The organism is Bacillus sp. JZ39 (assembly GCF_053903145.1).
In genome coordinates this window covers 1191963-1208917 of record NZ_CP096389.1, presented here as the reverse complement: position 1 = coordinate 1208917, position 16955 = coordinate 1191963, and the positions used below count along the sequence as shown (strand labels likewise).

21 protein-coding genes are annotated in these 16955 nt (G+C 43.4%); 7 read left to right on the top strand and 14 right to left on the bottom strand.

The annotated features are described in order from the left end of the window. Positions 1-12 precede the first annotated feature (12 nt). Genes M1D65_RS06265 through M1D65_RS06255 form a run of 3 tightly spaced genes read right to left on the bottom strand, consistent with a single transcriptional unit; the run spans position 13 to position 1864 of the window. Positions 13-813, bottom strand: coding sequence for an NAD kinase (locus M1D65_RS06265; protein WP_003232918.1), 801 nt, complete (start codon positions 811-813; stop codon positions 13-15). Positions 814-831: 18 nt separating this feature from the next. Beyond that, complete coding sequence (yjbM, locus tag M1D65_RS06260) at positions 832-1467, bottom strand: GTP diphosphokinase (protein ID WP_003245294.1); 636 nt, start codon at positions 1465-1467, stop codon at positions 832-834. 28 nt (positions 1468-1495) lie between these two features. Beyond that, entirely contained in the window at positions 1496-1864 is a 369-nt protein-coding gene (locus M1D65_RS06255; protein ID WP_038828801.1) for a UPF0738 family protein, read from the bottom strand. A 124-nt stretch (positions 1865-1988) separates the two neighbouring features. On the opposite strand from M1D65_RS06255, the gene M1D65_RS06250 reads away from it, so the two are divergent. From M1D65_RS06250 to M1D65_RS06230, 5 genes are all read left to right on the top strand, one after another. Then, a complete protein-coding gene (locus M1D65_RS06250) occupies positions 1989-2561 on the top strand; it encodes a CYTH domain-containing protein (RefSeq protein ID WP_014479452.1) in 573 nt (190 codons plus the stop codon). 14 nt (positions 2562-2575) lie between these two features. Beyond that, positions 2576-3310 carry a bifunctional muramidase/murein lytic transglycosylase gene (cwlQ, locus tag M1D65_RS06245; protein ID WP_064671238.1) on the top strand — a complete coding sequence of 245 codons (735 nt, stop codon included), beginning with the start codon at positions 2576-2578 and terminating at the stop codon, positions 3308-3310. A gap of 254 nt (positions 3311-3564) precedes the next feature. Continuing rightward, complete coding sequence (locus M1D65_RS06240; RefSeq protein ID WP_003232928.1) at positions 3565-3963, top strand: globin domain-containing protein; 399 nt, start codon at positions 3565-3567, stop codon at positions 3961-3963. After that, positions 3960-4859 (top strand): protease adaptor protein SpxH, encoded by a 900-nt coding sequence (spxH, locus tag M1D65_RS06235; protein ID WP_003245184.1) that lies wholly within the window; start codon positions 3960-3962, stop codon positions 4857-4859. Before M1D65_RS06240 ends, spxH begins: the two co-directional genes overlap by 4 nt. A gap of 314 nt (positions 4860-5173) precedes the next feature. Then, positions 5174-5341 carry a hypothetical protein gene (locus tag M1D65_RS06230; protein ID WP_003244944.1) on the top strand — a complete coding sequence of 56 codons (168 nt, stop codon included), beginning with the start codon at positions 5174-5176 and terminating at the stop codon, positions 5339-5341. 37 nt (positions 5342-5378) lie between these two features. Here M1D65_RS06230 and pepF read toward each other — a convergent pair whose 3' ends face one another. Together pepF and coiA are read right to left on the bottom strand one after the other, a co-directional pair. Then, on the bottom strand, positions 5379-7208 hold the full coding sequence (gene pepF, locus M1D65_RS06225; protein ID WP_003245178.1) for an oligoendopeptidase F: 1830 nt from the start codon (positions 7206-7208) through the stop codon (positions 5379-5381). A gap of 229 nt (positions 7209-7437) precedes the next feature. Next, positions 7438-8559: a competence protein CoiA gene (coiA, locus tag M1D65_RS06220; protein WP_249853162.1), complete on the bottom strand. Its 1122-nt coding sequence runs from the start codon at positions 8557-8559 to the stop codon at positions 7438-7440. A 73-nt stretch (positions 8560-8632) separates the two neighbouring features. On the opposite strand from coiA, the gene M1D65_RS06215 reads away from it, so the two are divergent. Next, positions 8633-8755: a hypothetical protein gene (locus M1D65_RS06215; RefSeq protein ID WP_021479547.1), complete on the top strand. Its 123-nt coding sequence runs from the start codon at positions 8633-8635 to the stop codon at positions 8753-8755. Here the strand turns inward: M1D65_RS06215 and mecA are convergent. After that, positions 8750-9406, bottom strand: a complete 657-nt coding sequence (mecA, locus tag M1D65_RS06210; protein ID WP_003232942.1) for an adaptor protein MecA — start codon at positions 9404-9406, stop codon at positions 8750-8752. The two genes, M1D65_RS06215 and mecA, sit on opposite strands and share 6 nt — an antisense overlap. Continuing rightward, positions 9373-9513, bottom strand: coding sequence for a hypothetical protein (locus M1D65_RS06205; protein ID WP_119122854.1), 141 nt, complete (start codon positions 9511-9513; stop codon positions 9373-9375). Before M1D65_RS06205 ends, mecA begins: the two co-directional genes overlap by 34 nt. Before the next feature lie 169 nt (positions 9514-9682). Between M1D65_RS06205 and M1D65_RS06200 the strand changes: the two genes are divergently transcribed. Further along, positions 9683-10339, top strand: a complete 657-nt coding sequence (locus M1D65_RS06200) for a TerC family protein (protein WP_038828809.1) — start codon at positions 9683-9685, stop codon at positions 10337-10339. A gap of 45 nt (positions 10340-10384) precedes the next feature. Here the strand turns inward: M1D65_RS06200 and spx are convergent, their stop codons facing one another. From spx to oppB, 7 genes are all read right to left on the bottom strand, one after another. After that, complete coding sequence (gene spx / locus M1D65_RS06195) at positions 10385-10780, bottom strand: transcriptional regulator Spx (protein ID WP_014476435.1); 396 nt, start codon at positions 10778-10780, stop codon at positions 10385-10387. Between the two features lie 180 nt (positions 10781-10960). Then, complete coding sequence (locus M1D65_RS06190) at positions 10961-11539, bottom strand: GNAT family N-acetyltransferase (protein WP_003224597.1); 579 nt, start codon at positions 11537-11539, stop codon at positions 10961-10963. 163 nt (positions 11540-11702) lie between these two features. Further along, positions 11703-12920, bottom strand: a complete 1218-nt coding sequence (locus tag M1D65_RS06185) for an MFS transporter (protein WP_120027974.1) — start codon at positions 12918-12920, stop codon at positions 11703-11705. A 106-nt stretch (positions 12921-13026) separates the two neighbouring features. Further along, positions 13027-13944: an oligopeptide ABC transporter ATP-binding protein OppF gene (oppF, locus tag M1D65_RS06180; RefSeq protein ID WP_003239287.1), complete on the bottom strand. Its 918-nt coding sequence runs from the start codon at positions 13942-13944 to the stop codon at positions 13027-13029. A gap of 1 nt (position 13945) precedes the next feature. Beyond that, positions 13946-15022, bottom strand: coding sequence for an oligopeptide ABC transporter ATP-binding protein OppD (gene oppD / locus M1D65_RS06175; RefSeq protein WP_014906294.1), 1077 nt, complete (start codon positions 15020-15022; stop codon positions 13946-13948). A 4-nt stretch (positions 15023-15026) separates the two neighbouring features. Next, positions 15027-15944, bottom strand: coding sequence for an oligopeptide ABC transporter permease OppC (oppC, locus tag M1D65_RS06170; RefSeq protein WP_003232954.1), 918 nt, complete (start codon positions 15942-15944; stop codon positions 15027-15029). Between the two features lie 3 nt (positions 15945-15947). Further along, entirely contained in the window at positions 15948-16883 is a 936-nt protein-coding gene (oppB, locus tag M1D65_RS06165) for an oligopeptide ABC transporter permease OppB (protein WP_003245554.1), read from the bottom strand. Positions 16884-16955 lie beyond the last annotated feature (72 nt).

Here is a 16955-nt window from a genome sequence, read left to right as displayed (position 1 = left end):
TATGTCCTCTTTCTATTCACCTTTTCCAATAAACGAATCCTGGACTCTTTTCCAAAATGGAAACGGACGGAATCTCGCAAACCGCACTTTTTCGGATGCAACTTGGCAGCGGATCGACTTTACATCCTTATGGAGAAGGGTTAAGTGGTCAATCGTCACTTGAAAGTCAACTTCGTTTCTCGGCTTAATCATGCAATCATGATGGGATGGGAGAAGCAGAGGTGACCCCACCGTACGGAACACGCGGTTATTAATTGAAGCCATTTCCGCAAGCTGGATCGCCCTGATAGACGGATGGATAATCGCTCCGCCCAGCGCCTTATTGTAGGCTGTGCTGCCTGATGGAGTTGACAGGCAGAGGCCGTCGCCCCGGAAGGTTTCAAAGAGCTGCCCTTTGATTTCCACATCAGCAACAAGGCTTCCTTCGATGCTTTTAATCGTACATTCATTCAAAGCTAAGTATCTTTCTTCCCGCTCGTTTTCGTGATAGGTCACAATGACTTCGAGAAGCGGATATTCGACTGTATGATACGGCGTTTTCGCGATGGCAAGAACAAGTTTTTCAATTTCATGAGGAACCCAGTCGGCATAAAAACCCAGATGACCTGTGTGAACGCCGACAAATGCTGTTTTGTCCAAGCGGTCGCTGTATCTGTGAAAAGCATACAAAAGCGTTCCGTCGCCTCCGACTGAAATAACGATTTCCGGTTCATTTTCATCCAGTTCCATATCAAAATCCAATAAATACGCCTGTATTTTGCTTTTCAGCGTATCAGAAACTTGATCTCCTTTTGATGATACGGCAAATTTCATGCTCTTCTTCCCCTTTACCTATTGTTGCTCGCTTCCTTTTTTCTTTCTTGAAAAGGCAGCTTGAGCTTCCTGTACTTCACCCCTGATCTCCGACATCTCTTCATCAAGCCGGGAAGCCGCTTCAGAAGCGCGCTGAAGCCTTAGTTTTACTTTTTCAGGAATGTTTCCGCTGTATTTATAATTCAATGAATGCTCAATGGTCGCCCAAAAATTCATCGCCAGTGTACGGATCTGTATTTCTACGAGAACATGCTTTTCTCCGGATACCGTCTGCAAAGGGTACAGCACAACAAGATGGTATGATCGGTATCCGCTCTCTTTATGTTCCGCAATATAATCCCTCTGATCCACAACGGTGAAATCTTTTCTGGCAAAAAGCATCTCTTTTACGATTTGGATGTCATCGACAAATTGGCACATGATTCTAAGGCCAGCAATGTCCTGCATGGTTTCAATTTCATGCAGCGGTATGCTTTTCCGTCTCGCTTTTTCAAGTATGCTGGCCACAGGCTTGACGCGTCCGGTCACAAATTCGATCGGTGAATGGTCGTCCTCGTATTCATATAGTGTGCGGATCCCCTTGAGCTTCACTTTCAACTCTTCGACAGCCTGGCGATACGGCACTAAAAAACGCTCCCATTGTTTGTCATCCATCATACATCCCCCAATTCCGAACCAGTTTCTATAAAAACACGCGTTTCACTTTTTCTTCCATTTCTTCTCCATAGTTTGCATTATCTTTTATATTTTCTAAAAGATATTCCAGCTCCTCATGCAGGCCTGCCAGTTCAATTGTTTGGTCTCCTGCCTCTAAAACAACCGGTGTTTTTTGTGCATGGGCCTGCTTCAGTTCTGGCCATACATGTTCCTTTATAATGACATATTCAAAAGAATCAGCTAATTCAAGTATGTATACAAAAGCAAAGTGGTCAGAATCAACAAGCATTTGACCTGACGGCTTGCGTTTCGCTTCGTTTCCTTCTGTCTGACAGGCAAGGCGAAGCTGATCATCCGATAATGTTGCATTCAAAATTTCGATTCTGTTTTGCATAATGATCTCCTTTTTTAAACAAAGTACAGATTCATTTTATCATATCGAGCTCGATATTGATAAACCTAACATCTAAAGAGATAATAGTAAAAATAAGATTTACAGGGCGGAAAGGAAGAGCATTATGAGCCAAGAAATTGAAATCGAATTTAAAAACATGCTGACCAAACAAGAATTCAAAAACATAGCAGCGGCACTCCAGCTGACAGAAAAAGATTTTACAGATCAAAAGAATCATTATTTTGATACAGACAGCTTCGCGCTGAAACAAAAACAAGCTGCGCTTCGTATCCGCAGAAAAAACGGAAAGTATGTCCTTACATTAAAGGAGCCGGCTGATGTGGGGCTTCTGGAAACGCACCAGCAGCTTTCAGAGGTATCAGATCTCGCTGGATTTTCAGTTCCCGAGGGCCCTGTGAAGGACCAGCTGCACAAGCTTCAGATCGATACGGATGCCATTCAATACTTTGGATCTTTAGCAACAAACCGTGCGGAAAAAGAAACAGAAAAAGGCTTAATAGTTTTAGACCACAGCCGATATTTAAATAAAGAGGACTATGAAATTGAATTTGAGGCGGCGGATTGGCATGAGGGCAGAAAAGCTTTCGAGAAGCTGCTTCAGCAATTCAGCATTCCTCAGCGCGAAACCAAAAATAAAATTCTGCGTTTTTATGAAGAAAAACGAAAGTCTATATAAGGTGGAATGACATCGTGAATGTAACGAATTGGGCAGCTTTACTTCAGCTTCAGGCACTACAGTCCATATCTAATGCACGCAGCAGCTCGGACACTCAGAATACGGAAAGCCCGCTTTCAAGTTTTAGCTCTTTGCTCAGCCAATATACAAACGGTCTGACATCTCAGCAATCAGCACCTTCTTCATCGCCAAGCCCGCTCAGCATGCTGAACAGCGCGAATACAACAGCGCCGTCACTGCTTTCAGCGTATGGGCTTAACTCATATACGAGCAGCAATTCAGGTTCAGTCACAAAAGCGGCAGAAAGCACTGAAACAGCTGCTGCAGATTCAGCTTCAAACAAACATGAAGCAAATCAGATCAGTTCGGGAGACTTTTCTATTGACAGTACGATTAAAAAAGCCGCTGATAAATATGGCGTTGATGAAAAACTGATCCGCGCCGTCATCAAACAGGAATCAGGCTTTAATGCAAAAGCGGTCAGCGGAGCAGGTGCGATGGGCCTCATGCAGCTGATGCCGTCAACAGCAAGCTCACTTGGCGTTTCCAATCCGCTTGATCCGCAGCAAAATGTGGAGGGCGGAACGAAATATTTAAAACAAATGCTGGATAAATACGACGGCAATGTGTCTATGGCATTAGCGGCTTACAACGCCGGACCGGGGAATGTTGACCGATACGGAGGCATTCCTCCTTTCCAAGAAACGCAAAACTATGTAAAAAAAATAACTTCAGCTTATTACGCGTAACCAGAGGTGCTCTTTCCCTCTGGTTTTTTTGCGAAGTGAAATCTTACGCATTCCTGATTTTTATGTGATATGATATGAAATACAAACCCCGGCTGTCAGCCGAAATGAGTCATCAAACGCATAAAAGGCAGTTTGTTTGTAGAAATGATGCCTTGTTGCTAAAATAAATCTAGATGAAACAATGAAATACAGAAAATTACTTTTTGCAATAGGATTTATGATTCCTATTAGCCATATTTAAAGGAGTAGTCAACATGGGACAATCGTTTAACGCACCTTATGAAGCGATTGGAGAGGAACTTCTATCGCAACTTGTTGATACTTTTTATGAGCGTGTCGCGTCTCATCCTTTGCTGAAGCCGATTTTTCCAAGCGATTTGACAGAAACCGCCAGGAAACAGAAGCAATTCTTAACTCAGTATTTAGGCGGGCCTCCGCTTTATACTGAGGAGCACGGCCATCCTATGCTCAGAGCAAGGCATCTTCCCTTTCCAATTACAAACGAGAGAGCTGATGCGTGGCTCAGCTGTATGAAGGACGCAATGGACCATGTAGGGCTGGAGGGCGAAATTCGTGAGTTTTTGTTTGGCCGGCTGGAGTTGACAGCAAGGCATATGGTGAATCAAACGGAAGCGGAGGATCGATCATCTTGACAAACTATCAGCATGAGCTATACTTCGCCCATTGCCACGGTCATCCAAAAAAACCGCTTGAAATTTATATGTTTGTAGACCCTTTATGTCCTGAATGCTGGTCCTTAGAGCCCGTCATCAAAAAGCTGAAAATCAGATACGGACGTTTTTTCACCTTACGCATTATCGCTTCCGCAAGCCTTACCGCTTTAAATAAAAAGCGAAAAAAGCATCTTCTCGCAGAAGCATGGGAAAAGATCGCGAGCCGCTCTGGCATGTCATGTGACGGCAATGTCTGGTTCGAACAGGATCAGCCGCTTTCATCGCCTTATATGGCTGCTCTCGCTTTTAAAGCAGCCGAATTGCAAGGACGAAAAGCCGGCATGCAATTTCTCAGAAATATGCAGGAGAGCCTATTTGTTTCAAAGAAAAATATTACGGATGAAAACGTGCTTTTGGAGATTGCTGAAAATACAAGTCTCGATCTTGAAGAATTCAAAAAAGATCTGCATTCTCAAAGTGCGGTCAAGGCGCTTCAATGTGACATGAAAATTGCTGCTGAGATGGATGTTTCTGTTAATCCGACACTGACGTTTTTTAATACGCAGCATGAGGATGAAGGGCTTAAAGTTCCTGGCAGCTACTCATATGATGTATATGAAGAAATTTTATTTGAGATGCTTGGCGACGAGCCGAAGCCGTCGGAAACACCGCCTTTAGAATGTTTTATTGAATATTTCCGCTTCGTTGCCTCGAAGGAAATTGCTCTTGTATATGACCTGAGCCTTGAAGAGGTAGAAAAAGAAATGAAAAAACTGGCGTTTGCTAAAAAGGTTGCCAAAGTGGAAGCCAAACACGGAATGTTTTGGAAGTCTCTCAGCACTTATTCTGATGAATATCAATCATGTGAAAAATAGCCGCAGGCGTGCATATGCTTGAGGCTGTTTTTTTACGCCCCGAACCAAACATACGTTCTGTTTTTAGCACTAAAGAAACCGCGCCGGGATAAGCGCGGTTTCATATGTCTTAACGACAACAAAGGGGATGGGAGAAATTTTTCACGGTCAAACAAAGGGGTAATGTTTGTTTGTGATCAATTTCACATCCTTATGATAACAAAAGATGTCGACTTTTGACAACCTCTATGCTTAATGTTCATATTTTTGTCACAAAACATAACGAAGTGCATTCACTCATATCCTTATAAGGAAAAAGGACGAGGAGGACCGCCATGATGTCTACTTTGATCTCAATTGTGTGCATTGCTGTTTTTTTCTGCTTGAATATCTTAGGCATGATGCATATGCTGCCGCTTTATATTACCTCTCCTCTGCTGTTTCTGTCTATTTTGTTTACCCTCTACCGCTTGAATCACCGGAAAACCTTTAAAGGGTTTTAAAAAAGCCTGTGCGTCATTTCCGCACAGGCTTACTTTTTTAAGACTGCTTGACTTTCATCAGCAGCTCTTCCATTTCATCAAGTTTTTCTTCAAACATTTTGCACGCGGCTTCGATTGGCTCTGGAGACGTCATATCAACACCCGCTTTTTTCAGGACATCAATCGGGTATTGTGAGCTTCCCGCTTTCAGGAAGTCAATATAACGGTCAACCGCCGGCTTTCCTTCCTTCAAAATCTGGCTGCTTAATGCTTGGGCAGCGCTGTACCCTGTCGCATACTGATACACATAGTAATTGTAATAGAAGTGCGGAATACGCGACCATTCAAGGCCGATTTCCTTATCAATCACCATGCCGTCTCCAAAATACTTTTTATTCAGGTCGTAATAGACATTTGTCAGAAGCTCAGGTGTAAGCGGCTCGCCTTCTTGCGCCTTTGTATGGATCAGATGTTCAAATTCAGCGAACATCGTTTGTCTGAAAACCGTTCCCCTGAAGCCCTCAAGCATATGGTTGAGAATATATAAGCGCTGTTTTTCATCCTCTAAATTGTTCAGCAAATATTCGCCAAGGAGCGCTTCATTTGTCGTAGAGGCAACTTCCGCGACAAAGATACTATAATTGCCGTATGGATAAGGCTGGTGCTTTCTCGTATAGTAGCTGTGTACGGAATGTCCAAACTCGTGCACGAGCGTAAAGAGATTATTGACGTTATTATGCCAGTTCATCAAAATATACGGATTCGTGCCGTAAGCTCCTGATGAATAAGCCCCATTGCGTTTGCCTTTATTCTCGTAAACGTCCACCCAGCGGTTTTCCAGTCCTTCTTTTAGGATAGAGGCATATTCTTCCCCTAAAGGTGCGAGGCCTTTCAGCATGTAATCTTTGGCTTCCTCGTATGTCACCTTCATCCCAGCATCTTTCACAAGCGGTGTATACAGGTCATAGATATGCACTTCATCAAGCTCAAGCACTTTCTTTCTTAGCGCAATATAGCGGTGCAGGAGCGGCAAATGCTTATTAATCGTCTTAACAAGGTTATCGTATACTTCCTCAGGAATACTGTTGTTAGAAAGCGCAGCCTCACGCGCGGACTTGTACTTTTTCACTCTCGCGTAGAAGTTGTCCTTTTTCACAGTGCCGCTTAGCGTCGTGGCCATTGTGTTTTTATATTGTCCGTACGTTTTATACACTGCGTCAAACGCATTTTTGCGGACTTCACGGTTTTCACTTTCCAAGAAATTAATAAAATTGCCGTGAGTGATCTGTTTTTCATTCCCATCTTCGTCTTTAATGGACGGGAACGTAATATCTGCGTTATTTAACACGCTGAATGTATTTGAAGATGACCCCAGTACCTCGGAAGCTTCAGCAAGCAGCGCCTCTTCCTTCTCGCTCAGCACATGCGGACGTTCCTTTGTAATCTCCTCAATCGCATGAGAGTACAGCTTTAATTCTTCTTTTTCAAGAATGAACTGCTGCAGTTTGTCTTCTTCTATGGATAAAATCTCCGGAACCAAATAAGCTGTCGCGCTTGCGGCCTGTGTATACAGGTTTCCCGCCTTGTCATTCAGCCCCTGGTAAAAGGAGTTCCCAGTATCCTGGTCTGAGCGCATATGCGCATATGTGTACAGCCTACCCAGCCGCTCCATCACTTTATCTTGATACGTAAGAGCCTCGTATAAATGATCAGCTGAATCTGCCAGCTTTCCTTTATACTTAGATAAATTCGGAATTAATTCTTTTACAGCTTGAAATTCTTTATTCCAGGCCTCATCACTAGGAAAAATATCCTCAAGTCTCCATGTGTCTTCTGCCTTTACCTCACTTCTGTCAGGCAGTTGGTTTGCTTTTTTTTCCTCAGCCATGGTGATCCCCCTCGTCTTCTTTGATTCAAGCCAATTGAAAAAACAGCTGTTTCTCAATAAACTTGTGTTGTGAATATCTTCCGGTTTTTCACTGCCTTTTGTCAAATCATATGCAGTAATGAAGAGAACGAATGCCAAAAAAGCAGTAAAAACACGAAAAACCTTTCCTTTTGTGCCTTTCACAGCCTGCCCACCACCTTTGTCTTAGGGTGAGCCAAATAAGACAAACTCATTCTATAAAACAGCTGCGGTCTCTTTCTATGAGATCCTGCATGGAGTGTATGCCGCCTGCAGGCTGATTCAGCACATATACTTCTTTCTGAGTCTCCCTTAAAAATCCCTTCTTGCACAAAAAATCAATATACTGTTTAACCGCTTCTGAAAGACACTCTTCGCTGCATTCAAACCTGAGTGCAATGTTCTTATTATAAATGTGCAGTTTGCACTGCTGCAAAACGGCTGAAAAACGAATTGGCGCACGTTTATCTCCAAGATCCGTCATAAACAAATAAAGAAACCCTTGCCACACAAAAACCGGACTCTTAAAAACTGCCCCTTTTCTAACAGGAACAAACACTTCAGTTGGCAGAAAAGAAAAAGGCGTCTGCTGCTTCTCATAAAACAGCAGCCTAAGGCGATTTATTTCCTTTGAGTTAAACCGATGGGGTTTATGGCGAAAACGGTGAATCGCTTTCGTCCAGCCTGAATATTGAATTGAGGGTTTCGGTTCAGTGAAAAAAAGATCGCCTGCACCTGCACGATGGATAGGGATCGTTTGGACTGAGGAATAAGAATGGTTTGTGTAGAATGGAATGATGTGGCTGAGCCGGAGAAAAGAACGCCTTTCAGGACAATAACATATCAGTTCTCTGTATGGACTTGCATTGATAAACTGCCAATGAAAAGCTGAAAGCTGATAAAAGGACGAAGCAGTCCGTTTTAAGCGGCTGTATCCCATAATCCACTGCGGGATGATTCCTTCTTGTTTGAAGCCCTCTGTCCGCTTTTGAAAGACATCTGGAGCGATATTGGCGCATTGATATTCAACAGCAAGCATATGCTCCTTGATTCTTGCCATGACGTCCGGTCTTTGGTTGATTGTCCTTATAAACGGCTCCAATATTGGTGAAGCCCGTTGTGTTTTCAGCCATACATACAGCTGTCTTTTTCCTTCTAAGTGGTAGGCGCTTTCCGGTTCGATGTCTATGGAGCAGGATTTGTTCTGTTTATGGGCAAAATGCGGCGCTTTTTGAAGTCCGAGCTTCACAGCTAGCTCTCCCCCGCATACCGGACAGAAGAACCGTCTCTGCTTTAATTTCTGGTTTTGCTGAGCGCCTAGAAGGTGGAACATTTGGCCGTCTTCAGTCACAGCACTAAACAATTGTCATCTCTCCTTTCCAGATGAAGTATACTTTCTGGAAAAGATGATCAACTCCTGTTCGCTGTATTTTCCGCTTGTCTATATGTTTTTGATTTTTCACATCTCTAAAATGGCATTTTCGTGCATAAAAAAAACCGATTTCCGGAAGGAAATCGGTTTGCTATGATGCAAAGTGTTTTTTTATCGTTTCTAGAGCATGCTCTGAAATAATCAGCTTGCCGTACTCTTCAAGACGGTGTATGCTGATTGAGGATTCATTTGCGTACTCCAGCAGGATGCTTAGCTGATTTTCAACCTCTTCATCAGTCATATTGCAAAAATCTACATATAAATAATATCGGTTCTCAAACGAATATAAAGTCGTTTTGCTTCCGTTAACGTTCAAATTAGATAGAGAAATAACATCCTCAAAATCGCCAAATCGCAAGACAAATTGAAGCTTTTGCTCCTTCTCTTCCTGATTGACGGCTTGCTCTTCTTTCTGGAAATCATCCAGCAAGGCGTCAAGATCCTCAGATGCTGGTTCTTGCTTTTTATCCTCAGGAATCGGCAGTTCGAGCTTTTGTCCGTCTTTGGAAAGCTGGGCTTTTGTGACGATGATTTCTAATCCTTTGTCCAGTGCCTGAACTTGAATCCAAAGTGGGCCTTCCACAGCGAATTCCTCTTCTTCATGAACTTCATCCATGACTTCCCAGAAAAGTTCTTCACTGCGCTCACGGTTATACCAAATTTCTTCTCTGTCAAAACCGCGATCTTCAATATCTCCGTAAGACATATAAAATTTTACTGTATGCTCGTTAATTCTTTCAATTTCCATTTGCCAACCTTCCCTTCTATATAAGATGTTGAAGGGACATCTAAGCTCCCGATTAATTGTACTTTACTACACTTTACCCATTCCGTCCACATCTTAACCTTAACCAAGGCCAGTGTGAATTCCTTTGTATTTCTATTTTATGATAAAACAGTCACAAAAGAAATAAAAATGCACCTTTGCCTAAAAAACGGCAGATCAGGCGGCTGATATCATAAAATATGACCTGTCTCATATAGTAGTAGTACAAGCGAAGGACTGAAAGCGAGGTGCCGCTTCATGGAGCATGACTATCTGATTTCTCTGCTTGTCATTGTTGGGATTGACCTGATCCTCGGCGGAGATAACGCGGTTGTTATTGCCATGGCCAGCAGACATTTGCCGGACAAGCAAAGACAGCAAGCCATTATTCTCGGAACATTTATTGCCGTTGCCATGAGAATCGGATTAACAAGTGCAGCAGTATATCTTTTGAACATTCCGTTCTTGCAGTGCGCCGGCGGAATTTTCCTGCTGTATTTAGGATATCAGCTGCTGATTGAAAAAAAAGACACGAAACACATTAAAAGCAGCACCTCCCTGTGGAGAGCGATACGAACGATTGTGCTTGCAGATCTCTTTATGTCGCTGGACAACGTCATCGCAGTTGCGGGAGCATCACACGGTGAGTTTTCTCTCGTTGTTATAGGTTTGTGTGTATCGGTTCCGGTTATTATTTGGGGCAGCAAACTCATCCATATTGCACTAGAGAAAATACCGCTTCTGATTTACGCGGGAAGCGGGCTGCTTGCTTATACTGGCGGAGAAATGATTGTCAGAGACAAAAAGCTGTCGCTTTTTATGGCGCAGCACGACACAGTTGAAACGCTCCTCCCCATTTTGACGGTTGCGTTTGTCATTCTTGCGAGCATTTATTACCAGCAGGTTGAAAAATAATAAAAGAAGGCTGATGACTCAGCCTTCTTTTGATGATACGATCTATTAGTTTGCCAAACGCTGTGCTTCTCTTAATTGGAAAGAGCGAACTTTTCTTGGCAGGAAACGTCTGATTTCGTCTTCGTTATATCCGACCTGCAAACGTTTTTCGTCAATGATGATCGGACGGCGAAGCAAACCTGGATGCTCGTTGATCAAGCGGTACAAATCTTGCAGCGGCATAGATTCAACGTTCACATTCAGTTTTTGGAATACTTTTGAACGGGTTGAGATGATTTCATCTGTTCCATCCTCAGTCATTCGAAGAATTTGTTTTATTTCATCAATTGATAAAGGTTCAGAGAAAATGTTTCTTTCTACAAATGGAATATCGTGCTCCTCGAGCCACGCTCTCGCCTTTCTGCATGAAGTACAGCTTGGTGATGTGTATAGTGTAACCATTCATCTTCACTCCTCTAATTAGTAGGATGAACATCTATTTTATTCTTAAATTGAAATTACTCTAAAAAAGGAATCTTTACAGGTATTATACTATAAAAAAGTAAGTGTGAACAGTATCCTAAGAAAAAAATGTGTCAATCCAGCAAATTTTTAATGTTCATGATATGTTCTAATTCTCAATTAGCTTAACTGATCGAAAATATTTTTTTGTTTTTCTTCATCAATGAGTTTCAGGACTTCATCCGTTTTTTCGTACGATTCCCCGTACCATTTCTCGTCTTTATAAGTATGAATGTTTTCATATGTTTGTTTCATGGCTTCAAGAATTTCTTCTTCTGATTCTGTTTTTGGTGACCAGTACAGAATCTCCATCTTGTTTACTTCATTCGTAGCCAATGACCGGCGCCGGTACCCAATTGACTGAGCATGCTTGAAATGCTCTCTTTGATAAAACCTCAGGCGTTTTTCTGTATCAGTATCATCTTCATCCACAGGTTCCACCTCGAGCAATATGGGCTTATTTTTCTTTTTCAGCTTCGCGATCAATTTGCCGCCAAGCCCCTGCCCTCTTGCATCCTTAGACACATACAGATAATCAACGAAGATAAAAGAATCGAATTCCGCAAACATTAAAATATGATGTTTGCCTTCATCTTTATGATAAATATCGCTTCGCTCTTTCAGAAGAGCTTCCATATGCGCTTTTGATTTCATTTCTTCAATTGGAAAGTACTCGCTAAGCTTTTCATACCAGTTCATTGATTTGCTCCTTATGAGTTCGTTGTCTTCATACTTTTAGATATACCCCATTTCTTCTTGTTTAAACAGCCTTACATCTATAAAGACGTGCGAACTTCCGCCATGGTTTCATTTTTTTTTCAGCAAAACGGAGCCAGCTGCTCCGTTCATTTTGAAGTGTTTCTCATTGAACTCGATTTTCCCGCCTGTAATGAATCAGGCGGGGCTGCGCCAGTGCAATCAGAAATGTCATGATATATAATGTAGCAGCCGCGATAAAAGCTATTTTCGCACCAGCAGCATCAGCCACTAGCCCCATAATGGAGTAGGTGACGCCTGACCAAGGAGTCAAAATCGCATTTTTTGCAGCCATGATTCCGATTCGTTTCTGCTCGGGAATAACCTCCTGCAGCATGGTTTCCTGGCAAATATCACGCACCTGATAAAAAGGCCCCATTGCAGCACAAGCCAGAGCGCATACAAATGGGACTGGAGAAAATGAAAACAAAAGGGTCAGCGCCGACATTACAAGCGAGCTGAACATAATGGCATAGCCCATATTCCGCTCAAAAAAAGAAGAAAAACGAATGGCAATCACACTGCCGACAATTGCGCCTATAAAATAGGAAGCGTTAAACATCCCCCACCACACCTCTGTTTCATGCAAAACAGCCGCAGTAAATGCGAGGAGAATAGCAGATGACCATACGGAACCCGCCAAAGCTTCTATCATGTCCATTACAGTAATGTCTCTTACAATAGGGATGATCATTAAATCCTTCCATATACTTCTGACAGATGCTGTTTCAGCAGTTCCTGCAGCCTCTTCTTCATTTACATGCAGCACACTGATGGAAGCTCCCGATAGAACAAACAGGCAAATGGCAGCGCCGACAACGAGTTCAAAAGGGACGGCGTACGTCAGAAGGCCTCCAAGGCCCCAGCCTGCTGTTAAGAACAATTGATTCGAGAGGGAGATCACACCATTCGCTTTTACATATTGCTTCTTTGGTACAATAATCGGCAGCAGCGCAAATCTTGCCGGCTGAAAAAAAGCGCCCGCGAAGGAAAAACAAAACACAAACAGCAGCGTAATCCAAAAGAATGCCTGTCCGTGATGAGTGACGCTGTATGCCATCAGGATTGTAAAGACCGCTCTCAGCAGATTCGCTCCCGCAAGCACCTTTTTAAAACCGAGAATGCGAAGCACCGGAGAGACGCAAAAGCTTGCTGCTATACTCGCAAACGACATGAACGATAAAATAAGGCCCGCCAAAAAAACGGAGTCAGTCATTTGATAGACCCGGACCATTAAAACGATTGTGACGAGGACTCCTGCTAAAGATTGAAAAGATTGAGACAGCAATAGCGCAAAAACATTTTTGTTATGCAGAAATTGAATCGTATTTCGCCTCCGCTTTTTCCTCTAATTGTAAATGTTATCATTCTCACTTTCTATGAGGACGCAAAAAAACCCTTCAAGAGAAATCTCTTGAAGGATTGATGAATCATGAAAAAGCTTTAAATTCGGCTTCCGTGCACATCACAAAATGTCCCGGTTTGACTTCACGGAATTCCATCGTTTCCCCATCCTTTAATTGATGGACAGACGGATCATATTTCTGGCGAACGCGATTTCTCTCATAGTCCGGATCAGGAAGCGGAATCGCAGAAAGCAATGATTTTGTATATGGGTGAAGCGGATTTTCATAAAGCTCATCTGCCGGCGCAAGCTCAACCAGTTTCCCGAAATACATGACGCCAATGCGGTCACTGATGTATTTGACCATCGATAAATCGTGGGCAATAAACAAGTATGTGAGCCCTTTTTCTTTTTGCAGTTCTTTCATTAAATTCACGACCTGCGCTTGAATGGATACATCCAAAGCGGAAATCGGCTCATCCGCGATAATGAATTCCGGATCAACAGCAAGCGCTCTGGCAATCCCGATTCTTTGGCGCTGGCCGCCGGAAAATTCATGAGGATAGCGGTTCGCGTGTTCCTTGTTCAATCCCACTGTTTCCAATAGTTCATGAACTCGTTGCATCCGCTCTTTTTTCGTTTTTGCCAGCTTATGAATATCAAGGCCTTCAGCAATAATATCAGCAACTGTCATTCTCGGATTCAGGGATGCATATGGGTCTTGGAAAATCATCTGCATTTTGCGGTTGAATTCCAGCAGCTTTTTCCGCGATTTTTTCCCGTGCACATTTTCACCGTTAAACAGCACCTCACCATCGGTTGCTTCGTACAGCCTGATAATGCTTCGGCCTGTTGTCGATTTACCGCAGCCAGATTCACCAACCAGCCCTAATGTTTCACCTTTATAGATATCAAATGATAAATCATCTACAGCCTTAACCGTTCCCCTCGGCGTGACAAAGTGCTGTTTTAAATGTTTGATTTCTAATAGTTTTTCAGTCAATTTATTCACCTTCTCTCACTAAGACAGGTTTTTCAAACGTGTTTGCCAGTTTACGCATTTTCGCTTTTACCGCTTCAGGCGGCTCTACCTTTGGCGCGTCAGGATGAAGCAGCCACGATTTGACATAATGAGTATCGGATACCTTAAACATTGGCGGCTCCTGTTCAAAATCGATTTTCATCGCGTAAGAGCTCCGCAGGGCAAAAGCATCTCCTTTTGGCGGGTTTGTCAAATCAGGCGGCGTGCCCGGAATGGCAGTCAGCTCTTCCTCTCCTGAACTTTCCAGTGTCGGCATGGATGCAAGAAGCCCCCAAGTGTACGGATGTCTCGGATCGTAGAAGATTTCGTCTACCGTACCGGTTTCTACAATCTGTCCCGCGTACATGACAGCGACCCGGTCAGCAACGTTAGCCACAACACCAAGATCGTGTGTGATAAAGATGATGGACGTGTCAATTTTCTTTTGCAAATCCTTCATTAATTCCAAAATTTGCGCTTGAATCGTTACATCAAGAGCAGTTGTCGGCTCATCGGCGATCAGAAGCTTCGGATTCGCTGCAAGCGCCATGGCAATGACAACCCGCTGCCTCATCCCGCCTGAAAATTCGTGCGGAAATTGGTTCACCCGCTTTTCCGGCATTGGGATACCGACTAATTCCAGCAGTTCAACCGCGCGTTTTTTAGCCGCTTCCTTTGAGATCTTTTCGTGTTTAAAAAGCACTTCCGTAATTTGTTTACCGACCTTCATCGTTGGATTTAAAGAGGTCATCGGATCTTGGAATATCATGCCGATCTCTTTTCCCCGGACATTTTGCATTTCTTTTTCGGACAGCGGCACCAGATCCTTTCCTTCAAACAGGATCTCACCGCGTTTGAAATAACCCGGAGGCATTGGAATCAGCTTCATAATCGCTTGAGAGGTTACACTTTTTCCGGAACCTGATTCTCCAACAATGGCCAGCGTCTCCCCTTTATCCAGATGGAAATTCACTCCGCGGATCGCCTGGACCTCTCCGCCATATGTTTTAAATGAAATTGCTAAATCTTTTACTTCTAATAGGCGTGTCACCCGTATCACTCCCTTATTTACGTAACTTAGGATCCAATGCGTCTCTTAATCCGTCGCCGACAACGTTGAAACCAAACATTGTAATGCAGATAAATCCGGCAGGGAAGAATAAACGCCACGGATAATAGGTCAATGCAGGCAATCCGTCAGAAGCCATCGTTCCCCAGCTTGCCAGCGGAGCCGGAACACCAAGTCCCAAATAGCTTAAAAAGGCTTCTGTGAAAATTGCAGTAGGAACTGTCAGTGTCATCGTGACCAAAATAGAACCCATTGCGTTTGGCACGATATGTTTAAACAGAAGACGGGATGTTTTTGCACCCAGTGTCTGTGAAGCAAGCACATACTCCTGATTCTTCAGCTGCAGCACTTGTCCGCGCACGATTCTGGCCATATTAATCCAGCCTGTAATCGTCATGGCAATAATAATCGTAAATAGACCTTTCGGAAGAACAACCATCAGTAAGATAACCATTAATAATGAAGGAACTGCCCAAAGGATATCAGCGATACGCATCATGATTTCGTCCGTTCTGCCTCCGCGGAAGCCTGAAATGCTCCCCCAAATGACACCGATCAGCAAATCAAGAACAGCGGCTGCAACACCGATAAAGATTGAGATTCGCGCCCCTACCCATGTACGGACGAAAATGTCCCGTCCAAGATCATCTGTTCCGAACCAGTGATCTTTTGAAGGCGGCTTATCCGCATTTAAGAGATTAGTAGTTGAATAATCATACCTTGAGAACATCGGCGCAAAAATTGCCATAAGGATAATAAGTACGATAATGATAAGCCCGACCATTGCAAGCTTATTGCTGCGGAAGCGAAGCATCGCATCTTTCCAGAGGGAAAGGCTCTTTTTACTTATTTTTTCTGCATCGCCGGCATTCGCTGCGGCTGGTTCAAACATGTTTTTTGGAATGTTCTGCATGGCCTAGGCTCCTTTCTTTGCTTTGGAAAGCTTGATTCTTGGATCAATAATGCCGTATAACACATCTACGATTAATACACACAATAGCAGGATGACACTGAAGAACACCGTTACACCCATAATGACCGTATAATCACGGTTTGTAATACTGTTGACGAAGTGTGCACCAAGCCCCGGAATCCCAAAAATGGTTTCAATAATGAAGCTCCCCGTTAAGACCTGTGCGGCCATCGGGCCCATATATGTAACAACCGGCAAAAGCGCGTTTCGAATGGCGTGCCGCACTGTAACCGCTGGGCGGGACAGCCCTTTCGCTTTCGCTGTGCGGATATAATCACTGTTTAACACTTCGATCATGCTTGAACGGGAAAGTCTGGCAATAAACGCCATCGGCATGGAAGCAAGTGCGATTGAAGGCAAAAAGGTGTATGCCCAGGAATCCCACCCCGCGACCGGAAACAGCCCAAGCTTCATGGAGAACACATATTGCAGAACAGCCGCCATGATAAAGCTCGGAACCGAAATACCAAATATTGTTAAAATCGCGACGGTATAATCCTGCCACTTATTATGGTAAAGGGCTGCAATGACCCCAAACAATACACCTAACGCTAAAGCGAGGAGAATAGCTTCTGCTCCAAGAGTAAATGAAACGGGGAAACCTGAACTGATCAGGTCGTTAACACTCTGACCTTTATATTTAAATGACGGTCCGAAATCCCACATTGCAACTGATTTCAAATAACTGACATATTGTACAAACAGCGGCTTGTCCAAGCCATAATGCGCATTTAAATTTGCTTCAATTTCAGGCGGAAGCTTTTTCTCACCTGAAAATGGCCCGCCCGGTGCTGCTTGCATTAAGAAGAATGTCACAGTTACAATCACAAATAGTGTGATAATCATATAGACTAAGCGTCTTCCGATATATTTTAGCAAGGGGGAACACCTCCATGGTTTTTACATTTTTATACTCCATCAGTAAGAAAGGTATATGGGGCTTTTCTCCCC